The sequence below is a fragment of the uncultured Roseovarius sp. genome, assembly GCF_913054395.1.
Taxonomy (GTDB): Bacteria; Pseudomonadota; Alphaproteobacteria; order Rhodobacterales; family Rhodobacteraceae; genus Roseovarius.
Genome location: NZ_CAJXIP010000111.1, coordinates 1 through 11,328, shown reverse-complemented (window position 1 = coordinate 11,328; position 11,328 = coordinate 1). Strand labels below are relative to the sequence as shown.

Here is an 11,328-nt window from a genome sequence, read left to right as displayed (position 1 = left end):
CGGGCCTGTAGCTCAATTGGTTAGAGCAGAGCGCTCATAACGCTTTGGTTGGGGGTTCGAGTCCCTCCGGGCCTACCAAAATCCACCCCGACCCCGACAGATCCGGAAAATACCCAACGGATTCAATGGGTCCGAGGTTTGGTTACCATTGCCCCCAAGGATTTCCCCGTCAAACTCCAGGCATGACCCTGGCCTGCTTCTTTTGACCGGCGTCGGCGTTGTACTGTTTGCCCCGTCTGCCGATCATAAAAATTATCCTTGACCCAAAGTTTTTTTACTTGCAGCCTGCGGCTCTGCGAGCAGGTCTGAATGCCTGTTCCTCGGGGGCACTTTTGAACGCACGAAAACAGGAAACTGTGAATGAGCTGGGCAGGCGTATGCGACGCATGCGTCACCGGCTTTCGCTTACGCTACAGGAACTCGGGGCGAAGTCCGGTGTGTCGGTCGGCTATCTGAGCCAGGTCGAGCGCGGCAATGCGACCCCGTCCCTCGGCACGCTCTCGCAGATCGCAACCGCGCTTGGCGTGGATGTCGATTACTTCATCGCAAAGCCACAAACCGCCGACAGCATCACGCGCTCTGAACATCGTGCGCGCTTTGCGATTGCGGGGTCGTCGATCGAATACGAACAGATCGGCATCGCCTCGCCGGGGCACGAGCTGACGTCCTTCATCATGAACGTGCCGCCGGGGTATCAATCCGAGGTCGTGACCCATGTCGGAGAAGAGATCATCTATGTTCTCGATGGTGAAATATCACAGACCGTGGGCGCGCGTGACTACCTCATGACCGCTGGCGACAGTCTCCATTATCTTGGCGAGACGCCACATTGCTGGTCCAACAAGACAGATCTTCCGGCCCGCATTCTGTGGGTCGGTAAGATGCAATACGAGAAATCGGCGCAGGTCGGGCCGCAGCAATCGCAAGATCGCGACACGCCCGACAACCTTGTCCCACTACGGCCAAGCCTGCGCCGGGAATAACAACCCAAAACACAACAGAGAGAGAGCGAAAATGTCTATCAAACTCAATTTGGCCGCAGGCCTTTTGCTGACGGCGCTTGGTGTCTCGGCGGCGTCCGCGCAAACACTGGTTTACTGCTCTGAAGGCTCGCCCGAGGGCTTTGACCCGGCGCTTTACACCGCAGGCACCACCTTTGATGCCAGCAGCCACCCGATCTACGATCACCTGACCGAATTCAAGGTCGGCACCACCGAGGTGATCCCCGGCCTCGCCGAAAGCTGGGATGTGTCCGAGGATGGCAAGACCATCACCTTCAAACTGCGTCAGGGCGTCAAGTTTCACGCCAACGACCTGTTCACGCCCACGCGCGATTTCAACGCCGACGACGTGATCTTTTCCTTTGACCGCCAGGGCAACTCCGAGAACCCCTATAATCAGGTCTCCGGTGGCACGTGGGAATACTACAGCGGCATGTCGATGCCCGATCTGGTCGAAAGCATCGAGAAGGTTGACGATTACACCGTGGTCTTTCACCTGACGCGCCCCGAGGCGCCGTTCATTGCCAATATGGCGATGGATTTTGCCTCGATCGTGTCCAAGGAATACGCCGACGCCATGCTTGAGGCCGGCACGCCAGAGATGCTGAACCAGAAACCGATCGGCACCGGCCCGTTCGCGCTTCAGGCCTATCAGAAAGACGCGGTGATCCGCTATCTGCGCCACGATGGTTATTGGGGCGACAAGGCCAAGGTTCAATCGCTGATCTTCGCGATCACGCCGGATGCCTCCGTACGTTATCAAAAGGTGCAGGCGGGCGAATGCCACGTCATGGCCTACCCCAACCCCGCCGATGTTCAGGCGATGAAGGATGCCGAGGATATCGTGGTGATGGAGCAGGAAGGCCTGAACGTCGGCTATCTGGCCTATAACACCAAGGTTGCGCCCTACGACAATCCGAAGGTGCGCAAGGCGCTGAACATGGCAATCGACAAGCAGGCGATCATCGACGTGGTGTTCCAGGGCTCTGGCCAGATCGCCAAGAACCCGCTGCCGCCGACCATGTGGTCCTATAACGAGGCGGTGCAGGATGATGCCCATGACCCCGAGGCCGCCAAGGCGATGCTGGCTGAAGAAGGCATTGACGGTCTTGACATGAAGATCTGGGCGATGCCAGTGCAGCGCCCCTATAATCCCAATGCCCGGCGCATGGCCGAGTTGATGCAAGAGGACCTGTCCAAGGTCGGTGTCAACGTCGAGATCGTGTCCTATGAGTGGGGTGAATATCTTGATCGTTCCAAGGCTGAGGATCGTGACGGCGCCGTCCTGCTGGGCTGGACCGGTGACAATGGCGACCCGGACAACTTCCTGGCCGTGCTGCTTGGCTGTGACGGGGTTGGCGCCTCGAACCGCGCGCAGTGGTGTCACAAGCCGTTCGACGATCTGATCCAACAGGCCAAGGTTCTGCCGACACAGGCCGAACGCGCCCCGCTTTACGAACAGGCGCAGGTGATCTTCAAGGAACAGGCACCCTGGGCCACGATCGCACATTCGGTCGTCTACATGACCATGCGCCCCGAGGTTGAGGGCTATGTGGTGCATCCGCTGGGTGGCCATATCTTCAATCAGGTCGGCCTGTCGCAATAAGGCACAAGGCATCCGGGGCGGCACATCAACTGCCGCCCCCTTTCTATTTTCCCTCCAGCGCCGGGACGCCTTGCATGGCACATTCGCCACTTGATCACCTTGCCGATTATGCCGCCGTCGCCACCCGTCTCGGGGTTGACGCGGTCGCCCTTGTTCCGGGACCGAATTTCACCCGCGCGCTTGGCCATTCCTTCGCCAGTCATGAACGCCCGTTCGTCTTGATCATCAAGAAAGATGGCTCTGCGGCGGCGCTGGTGCCCAATCTTGAACTGGGAAGCTGGGGCCTGCTTGGATTTGACGGCGCGGTGTTCGACTGGCGCGATCAGACCGGCTATGACGCAGAGTTTGCCGCGTTGCTGTCGCATCTCGCTATTGGGTCTCTGGCGGTCGAAGGCCAGGTGATGCGGGTCTTTGTCCATCATGCCCTGCTCCGGGCGCAACCCGATCTGAATATCATTGACGGCGAGTACGAAATTTCCGGCCTGCGCATGATCAAGACCGCCGGGGATATTGCCGCGATAGAGGCCGCCATCGCCATTTCCGAACGCGCCCTCAGCCGCACGCTTGACACCATACGCCCCGGTCAGAGCGAACAGCAGATCGAACAGACGCTTGTGCAGATGCTGTTTGCCGAAGGCGCCGACGATCTGGCCTTTGCGCCGATTGTTGCGGCCAATGATGCAAGCGCCCTGCCCCATGCCAAGGCGCGGGCGGATTACCGGATCAAACCCGGCGATGCGATCCTGCTTGATTTCGGGGCACGCAAGGACGGGTTTGCCGCCGATATCACCCGCACGGTCTTTCTTGGGCATGCCAGCGAAGAGGCCCGCGCGGTTTATGACACCGTGCTGCGCGCCAATCTGGCCGGTCTTGCAGTGACCCGCGCAGGCGTCACCGCCCATGCCATCGACGATGAGGTGACCGGCGTTCTAGAGGCCTCGCCCTATGCGGGGCGCATCCGCACCAAGACCGGCCATGGTCTTGGCCGTGAGGTCCACGAGCCCCCCTATATCATGCGTGGCAACCCGATGCCCCTGCCGGCGGGCACCGTCTATACCAACGAACCCGGCCTGTACGAGATCGGCAATTTTGGCGTCCGGATCGAGGATGTCGTGCTGATCACCGACAGCGGCCATCGCTGTCTCACGCAGTATCCCAAGGACCTTACGGTGATCCCATGCTGAACTATATCCTGAGCCGTTTGCTGACCTTCGTCCCCACCTTCATCGGTGTGACGATCATCTCGTTCGGCTTTATCCGGGTCTTGCCGGGCGATCCGATCGTCGTCATGGCGGGGGAACGCGGGCTGAGTGCGGAACGCTACGAGCAACTCTCGGCGCAATTCGGCTTTGACCGGCCGATCTATGTGCAATTCTGGGACTACCTGAGCGGCGTCATTCAGGGCGATCTTGGCAATTCCTTCGTGACCAAACGCCCGGTCTGGGATGAATTCTTTGCACTTTTCCCGGCCACCCTCGAACTGTCGATCTGTGCGATGATCTTTGCGCTTGCGCTTGGCCTTCCGGCGGGGGTGATCGCTGCCGTCAACCGGGGCAAACTCTTTGACCGCGCGTTGATGTCGACCGCACTGGTGGGCTATTCGATGCCAATCTTCTGGTGGGCGCTGTTGTTGATCATCGTGTTCTCGGGCAACCTTGGCTGGACACCGGTATCGGGGCGCATCGACCTTCTGTATTACTTTCCCGACCCCAGCGGTTTCATGCTGTATGACAGCATCTTTTCGGGTCAGACCGGTGCCTTCCGCTCGGCGCTGCGCCACCTTGTGCTGCCGACGGTCGTGCTCGGGACGATCCCGCTGGCGGTGATCGCGCGCCAGACCCGCTCGGCGATGCTTGAGGTGCTGGGCGAGGATTACATACGCACCGCCCGCGCCAAAGGCCTTTCGGCGGGGCGCATCAACGGCATTCACGCCCTGCGCAACGCGCTTATCCCGGTGATCACGGTGATCGGGCTTTCGGTCGGCACATTGCTGGCCGGGGCGATCCTGACCGAAACGATCTTCAGCTGGCCGGGCATCGGCAAGTGGATGGTCGACAGCATTTTCCGGCGTGATTATCCGGTCGTTCAGGGCGGCCTTCTGCTGATCGCGGTCATGGTGATGATCGTCAACCTGACCGTGGACATGCTCTATGGCATCATCAATCCCAAGATCAGGAAACGCTGATGGAAAATCCGCAACCCGTTACCGAACCCATCGGCCAGAAGCGCTCAGGCCAGTTGCGCGAATTCTGGTTTTATTTCCGCGAGAACCGCGGCGCGGTGATTGGCCTTAGTATCTTTGCGGTCTTTGCCTTCCTGGCACTATTTGGTCCGTGGATCGCGCCGCATGACGCCACCATGCAGTTTCGCACCGACACCCTGCGCCCCCCCGCATGGCAGGATGGCGGCAGCTGGCAATTCGTCCTTGGCACCGATCCGCTTGGGCGGGACATGCTCTCGCGGCTGATCATCGGGGCGCGCTTTTCGTTTTTTGTCGGCGTCATCGTGGTCAGCATCGCCGCCACCGGAGGCATCATCATCGGGTTGATCGCGGGCTTTGCGCCGAAATGGGTCGATACGATCATCATGCGGATCATGGATATCGTGCTGGCGTTTCCGTCTCTGTTGCTGGCGCTCGTGCTGGTCGCGGTCCTCGGGCCGTCGCTGACCAATGCGATGATCGCCATCGCCATCGTGCTGCAACCCCATTACGTGCGCCTGACACGTGCCAGCGTGATGTCCGAACTGCAAAAGGATTACGTCACCTCGGCGCGCGTGGTCGGGGCAGGCACGCTGCGGCTGATGTTTGTTACCGTGCTGCCCAATTGCCTGGCGCCGATCATCGTGCAGGCCGCCCTGTCGTTTTCCACGGCGATCCTCGATGCCGCCGCCCTTGGCTTTCTGGGCATGGGGGCACAGCCACCGACACCGGAATGGGGCACCATGCTTGCCGAGGCGCGCGAATTCATCCTGCGTGCCTGGTGGGTTGTCACCTTCCCCGGCCTTGCCATCCTTGTCACCGTCCTTGCCATCAACCTGATGGGCGACGGGCTGCGCGATGCGCTTGACCCGAAACTGAAGCGGAGCTAGCCAGATGTCCCTTTTGCGCATCCGTAATCTCAGCGTGGATTTCGCCACCGCCTCGGGCAAGTTTCGCGCGGTGGACGGCGTCGATCAGGACGTCGACACGGGCGAAATTCTTGCCATCGTCGGCGAAAGCGGGTCCGGCAAATCGGTGTCGATGCTGGCGGTCATGGGGCTTTTGCCCTGGACCGCAACCATCACTGCCGACGAAATGAGCTTTGACGGGCACGATCTTTTGCACATCGACAGCAAGGCGCGGCGAAAGATCGTAGGCAATGACCTGGCGATGATCTTTCAGGAACCGATGTCGTCGCTCAATCCCTGTTTCACCGTCGGCTGGCAGATCCGGGAATCGCTGCGCGCGCATCTGGGGCTAAGCCGCAAGGCACGTCAGGCCCGCGCCATCGAGCTTTTCGAACAGGTCGGCATCCCCGACCCGGAGCGTCGGCTTTCGGCTTATCCGCATCAGCTTTCGGGCGGCATGAATCAGCGGGTGATGATCGCCATGGCCATCGCCTGCAAGCCCAAGCTCTTGATCGCGGATGAGCCGACGACCGCGCTTGATGTGACCATTCAGGCGCAGATTCTCGATCTGCTGGTGTCACTTCGCGACGACACCGGCATGGGGCTTGTGCTGATCACCCACGACATGGGCGTCGTCGCCGAAACCGCCGAACGGGTCAGCGTGCAATACGCGGGGCAGAAGATTGAAGAACAGGGCGTTGTGCCGCTATTTGCACAGCCCCACCATCCCTATGCCTCGGCGCTTCTGGATGCCCTGCCCGAGCGCGCGACCGAAAAGCGCCTGCCGACGATCCCCGGTGTCGTGCCGGGGCAGTTTGACCGCCCCGAGGGCTGTCTCTTTTCGCCGCGCTGCGCTTTTGCCGATGGCCGCTGCCGTGCGCATTCGCCGCCGCCGCTTGACGCCGACCTTGGCCATGCGCGCTGCTTTTACCCGCTGAATACCGACGAAAGGATCGTCTCATGAGCGCGCCCGTGATGACGGCCACCGGCCTTCAACGCCACTATAACGTCAACCGCGGCCTGCTGCGCAAGCCGGCCACCCTCGAAGCCGTCGCAGGCGTGGATTTCGCGCTTTATCCCGGCAAGACTCTGGCCGTGGTGGGCGAATCCGGCTGTGGCAAGTCCACCCTTGCGCGGCTGATCACGATGATCGAGGAGCCCACCGCCGGAACGCTGACGCTTGACGCAAAGCCGGTGGCCACCGACGACTGGCCCGCGCTGCGCAAATCGGTGCAGATCGTGTTTCAGGATCCCTATGGGTCGCTCAATCCGCGCCAGCGCATAGGGACAATCCTTCAGGAACCTCTGGTGATCAACCGCCCTGACATGCCCGCCGATGAACGTGCGGCCAAGGCGCGCGAGATGCTGGGACTGGTCGGCTTGCGGCCAGAGCATTTCGACCGTTACCCGCATATGTTTTCCGGTGGACAGCGCCAACGCATCGCCATTGCCCGCGCGCTGATGCTTGATCCAAGGGTTCTGGTTCTGGACGAGCCGGTTTCGGCACTGGACCTGTCCATTCAAAGCGCGATCCTCAATCTTCTGGTGGATCTGCAGGACCGGCTGCAACTCTCCTATCTCTTCATCAGCCATGACCTGAGCGTGGTGCGCCATGTCGCCGACGAGGTGATCGTGATGTATCTCGGGCGCGCCGTCGAAAAGGGCAGCAAGGCCGATGTCTTTGCCGCGCCGTTCCACCCCTATACCAAAGCCCTGCTGTCGGCGACGCCACAGGCCGACCCGACGATGCACAAGACCCGGATCAAGCTTGCCGGGGAACTGCCCTCGCCGCTTGCGATTCCCGAGGGCTGCCCGTTCGCGCCGCGCTGCTGGAAGGCCCAGGACCGCTGCCGAAAAGAGCGCCCGACCCTGACGGCAGAGCCCCATAGCGCAGCCTGTTTCTTTCCCGAAAATCAGCCCGGCGCAGAGTGAACCAGCGGCTGGGATCATAGGGCTCAGGCAAGAAAAAGGGGGCGCGGAGGCCCCCCAGTATCACGGATCAGGTGGATTATTTACCGCCCGATTGTTTTTCGCCTGTATCCCGATCCGCGTTCAGGGCGAGCGCACCCGCCCCAGAACTTGTTCTTTGCGCCCAAAGGCTTAGCTGCACCCGCTTGTCGCACCGCAGGTGTTGCATTTCATGCAGGTGCCGTTGCGCACCAGCGTGAAGTTGCCGCATTCGCCGCAGGCCTCGCCCTCATAGCCTTGCAGGCGGGCCTTGGTGCGCGCATCCATGCCAACGGTTCCCGATGCCATCGCCGTGGTGGTGGTCGCCACGGTCGCCGTCATCGTCCCCGATGAGGTGGCCGGCACGAGGGTTTCCAGCGCGCTGACCGGATCGATCCCGGCATTCGCGGCGCGGGCCATATGCTGACCGCCATTCAGAACGACAAGTTCCTGCGGCAGGCGCTTGCGCAGATAGCCGGTCGAGCTGATCTGCTTGAGTACCTCAAGCGACCGGCTTGCGGCATCGCCACTCATCTCCGAGACGTTCGACACGCCCTCTTCCTCGCCACGCCCAAGATCGTCAAAGCTTGCGCCTTCGGGTTTGACATGCGCCAGATCGGTGCGGTCGAGATAGCTGACCGCGAGTTCGCGGAAGATATAGTCGAGGATCGAGGTGGCGTTCTTGATGCTATCGTTGCCCTGCACCATGCCGGCCGGCTCGAACTTGGTGAAGGTGAAGGCATCGACGAATTCCTCAAGCGGCACACCGTACTGAAGGCCAACCGACACGGCGATGGCGAAATTGTTCATCATCGCGCGGAAACCAGCACCCTCTTTGTGCATGTCGATGAAGATTTCACCAAGGTTGCCGTCTTCATATTCGCCGGTCCGCAGATAGACCTTGTGACCACCGACAATCGCCTTTTGGGTATAGCCTTTGCGACGAGCAGGCAGCTTTTCACGGTGCGATTTCTGGATTTCCTTGACGATGATCTTCTCGACGATCTTTTCGGCCAGAACGCTGGCTTTCTCCTGCGCCGATCCGCTTTCAAGGATCTCTGCGGCGGCGTCATCATCCTCGACAAGCGCAGCGGCCAGCGGCTGGCTCAGTTTCGAGCCGTCGCGATAGAGCGCGTTGGCCTTGACGCCAAGCGACCAGCTTAGCTCGTAGGCTTTCTGACAATCCTCGATGGTGGCGTCGTTGGCCATGTTGATGGTCTTGGAAATCGCCCCGGAAATGAACGACTGGGCCGCCGCCATCATCGTGATATGGCTGTTAACCGACAGATAACGCTTGCCTTTCTTGCCGCAAGCATTGGCACAGTCAAAGACGTGGTAATGCGCCGGGTCAAGGTGCGGCGCGCCCTCAAGGGTCATCGAACCGCAGACGTGATCATTGGCCGCCTCGATATCCTTTTTCGAATAGCCAAGATGCGCCAGCAGGTCAAAGGTCGGGTTGTTGAGCTGTTCGGCCGGGATGCCCAGAACATTGGTGCAGAATTCAAGCCCAAGCGTCCATTGGTTGAACACAAAGCGGATATCAAACGCCGAGCCCAGGGCCGCATCGACCTTGGCCAATTCATTTGCGCCAAAGCCATGCCCCACCAGAGAGGTATGGTTGATCCCCGGCGCGTTGCCGATGGTGCCGTGACCGACGGCATAGCTGACGATCTCTTCGATCTGCGCCGAACCATAGCCAAGCTTTTCAAGCGCGGCGGGCACCGATTGGTTGATGATCTTGAAGTAACCGCCACCGGCAAGCTTCTTGAACTTCACCAGGGCAAAGTCCGGCTCGATCCCGGTGGTGTCGCAATCCATCACAAGGCCGATGGTGCCGGTCGGCGCGATCACCGAGGTCTGGGCATTGCGGAAGCCATGTTTTTCACCAAGTTTGAGTGCCTCGTCCCAGCTTGCCATCGCCAGATCGACCAGGCGGGCGTCGGGGCAATTGGTCAGGTCAAGCGGCACGGGTTTCACGGCAAGGCTTTCATAGCCCTCGGTCGCGCCGTAAGCGGCGTTGCGGTGGTTGCGGATCACCCGTAGCATGTGCTTTTCGTTACGCTTGTAGCCCGGAAAGGCGCCCAGCTCGCCAGCCATTTCGGCGCTGGTGGCATAGGCGACCCCGGTCATGACGGCGGTCAGGGCACCACAAAGCGCGCGACCCTCATCGCTGTCATAGCCAAGGCCCATATTCATCAGCAGGCCACCGATATTGGCATAGCCAAGACCAAGCGTGCGGAAATCATAAGAGCGCTGCGCGATTTCCTTCGAGGGGAATTGCGCCATGGTCACCGAAATCTCGAGCGTCACGGTCCAGAGGCGCGACGCATGGACATAGGCGTCGGCATCGAACGTGCCGCCACCGTAGAACTTGAGAAGGTTCATCGAGGCCAGGTTACAGGCGGTATCGTCCAGGAACATATATTCCGAGCAGGGATTCGAGCCGCGAATCTCGCCATCTTCGGGGCAAGTGTGCCAGGCGTTGACGGTGTCGTGATACTGAATGCCGGGGTCGGCACAGGCCCATGCGGCATGGCCCACATCTTCCCAGAGATCACGCGCCTTGATGGTCTTGGCGACGCTGCCGTCGGTGCGGTTGATCAGCGCCCAGTCGGCATCGTCCTTGACCGCCCGAAGGAAAGCATCTGTCACCCGGATCGAGTTGTTCGAGTTCTGCCCCGAAACGGATGCATAGGCCTCGCTATCCCAGTCGGTGTCATAGGTCGGGAATTCGATGCTCTCATAACCCTGCTTGGCATAATCCAGCACGCGTTTGACGTATGTCTCTGGGATCGCGACCTTTTTGGCGCTGCGGATCGCGGATTTGAGCTGTTCGTTCTTCTTGGGGTCGACGGAATCTTCGCTGCTGCCGTCCCAGGCGCGGATCGCGCCAAAAATTTCGTTAAGCTTTTCCTCGTGCATCTTGGAACCGGCAACGATGCTGGCAACTTTCTGCTCTTCCTTGACCTTCCAGTTGATGAATTCCTGGATATCGGGGTGATCGGCGTCACAGATCACCATCTTGGCCGCGCGACGCGTGGTGCCGCCCGACTTGATCGCGCCCGCCGCGCGGTCACCGATTTTCAAAAAGCCCATCAGGCCCGAGGACTTGCCGCCACCCGAGAGCTTTTCACCTGCGGCGCGCAGGCTTGAAAAGTTGGTGCCGGTGCCAGAGCCGTATTTGAAAAGGCGTGCTTCGCGTACCCAGAGATCCATGATGCCGCCATCGCCGACAAGGTCATCCGCCACCGACTGAATAAAGCAGGCGTGCGGCTGGGGGTGCTCATAGGCGCTTTTGGATTTGGTCAGCTTGCCGGTTGCGAAATCGACATAAAAGTGACCCTGGCCGGGACCGTCGATGCCATAGGCCCAATGCAGGCCGGTGTTGAACCACTGCGGGCTGTTGGGGGCGGCCATCTGGTTGGCGAGCATGAAGCGCATTTCGTCGTAATAGGCGCTTGCGTCTGCCTCGGTCGAGAAATAGCCACCTTTCCAGCCCCAATAGGCCCAAGCCCCGGCGAGGCGGTCGAACACCTGCTTGGCACTTGTTTCGCCACCGGTCTCTACACCGTTTTCGGCAGGCACCGAGCGCCACAGGAATTCAGGAACGCCCTTTTCCTTGACCTTCTTGAGGCGCAGGGGCACGCCGGCCTTGCGGAAATATTT

The 11,328-nt window shown here is 60.4% G+C and carries 8 protein-coding genes and 1 tRNA gene; 8 read left to right on the top strand and 1 reads right to left on the bottom strand.

All coding sequences use genetic code 11. The features are described from left to right. Position 1: 1 nt before the first annotated feature. From QZ522_RS14060 to QZ522_RS14025, 8 genes are all read left to right on the top strand, one after another. Positions 2-78: transfer RNA gene (locus QZ522_RS14060), tRNA-Ile, on the top strand. Positions 79-356: 278 nt separating this feature from the next. Continuing rightward, positions 357-983, top strand: coding sequence for an XRE family transcriptional regulator (locus QZ522_RS14055; protein ID WP_363319844.1), 627 nt, complete (start codon positions 357-359; stop codon positions 981-983). 31 nt (positions 984-1,014) lie between these two features. Beyond that, positions 1,015-2,607: an ABC transporter substrate-binding protein gene (locus QZ522_RS14050; protein WP_294612770.1), complete on the top strand. Its 1,593-nt coding sequence runs from the start codon at positions 1,015-1,017 to the stop codon at positions 2,605-2,607. A 74-nt stretch (positions 2,608-2,681) separates the two neighbouring features. Continuing rightward, positions 2,682-3,791, top strand: a complete 1,110-nt coding sequence (locus tag QZ522_RS14045; protein ID WP_294612768.1) for a Xaa-Pro peptidase family protein — start codon at positions 2,682-2,684, stop codon at positions 3,789-3,791. Continuing rightward, the gene (locus QZ522_RS14040; protein WP_294612765.1) at positions 3,785-4,792 is read left to right on the top strand and encodes an ABC transporter permease subunit; all 1,008 of its coding nucleotides are present in this window, start codon (positions 3,785-3,787) and stop codon (positions 4,790-4,792) included. The genes QZ522_RS14045 and QZ522_RS14040 overlap by 7 nt, the downstream gene beginning before the upstream one ends. Then, positions 4,792-5,697: an ABC transporter permease subunit gene (locus QZ522_RS14035; protein ID WP_294612763.1), complete on the top strand. Its 906-nt coding sequence runs from the start codon at positions 4,792-4,794 to the stop codon at positions 5,695-5,697. The genes QZ522_RS14040 and QZ522_RS14035 overlap by 1 nt, the downstream gene beginning before the upstream one ends. Positions 5,698-5,701: 4 nt before the next feature. Continuing rightward, entirely contained in the window at positions 5,702-6,679 is a 978-nt protein-coding gene (locus QZ522_RS14030; RefSeq protein WP_294612760.1) for an ABC transporter ATP-binding protein, read from the top strand. Continuing rightward, positions 6,676-7,647, top strand: a complete 972-nt coding sequence (locus QZ522_RS14025) for a dipeptide ABC transporter ATP-binding protein (protein ID WP_294612758.1) — start codon at positions 6,676-6,678, stop codon at positions 7,645-7,647. Before QZ522_RS14030 ends, QZ522_RS14025 begins: the two co-directional genes overlap by 4 nt. 168 nt (positions 7,648-7,815) lie before the next feature. Here QZ522_RS14025 and QZ522_RS14020 read toward each other — a convergent pair. Continuing rightward, positions 7,816-11,328 (bottom strand): vitamin B12-dependent ribonucleotide reductase (locus tag QZ522_RS14020; protein WP_294612755.1); only part of this gene is annotated, 3,513 nt, incomplete at its 5' end.

What these genes read in the sequence shown, in the direction of transcription:
- QZ522_RS14050 (WP_294612770.1), top strand. Translation starts at nt 1,015, where the DNA reads ATGTCTATCAAACTCAATTTGGCCGCAGGCCTTTTGCTGACGGCGCTT.
- QZ522_RS14045 (WP_294612768.1), top strand. Translation starts at nt 2,682, where the DNA reads ATGGCACATTCGCCACTTGATCACCTTGCCGATTATGCCGCCGTCGCC.
- QZ522_RS14040 (WP_294612765.1), top strand. Translation starts at nt 3,785, where the DNA reads ATGCTGAACTATATCCTGAGCCGTTTGCTGACCTTCGTCCCCACCTTC.
- QZ522_RS14035 (WP_294612763.1), top strand. Translation starts at nt 4,792, where the DNA reads ATGGAAAATCCGCAACCCGTTACCGAACCCATCGGCCAGAAGCGCTCA.
- QZ522_RS14030 (WP_294612760.1), top strand. Translation starts at nt 5,702, where the DNA reads ATGTCCCTTTTGCGCATCCGTAATCTCAGCGTGGATTTCGCCACCGCC.
- QZ522_RS14025 (WP_294612758.1), top strand. Translation starts at nt 6,676, where the DNA reads ATGAGCGCGCCCGTGATGACGGCCACCGGCCTTCAACGCCACTATAAC.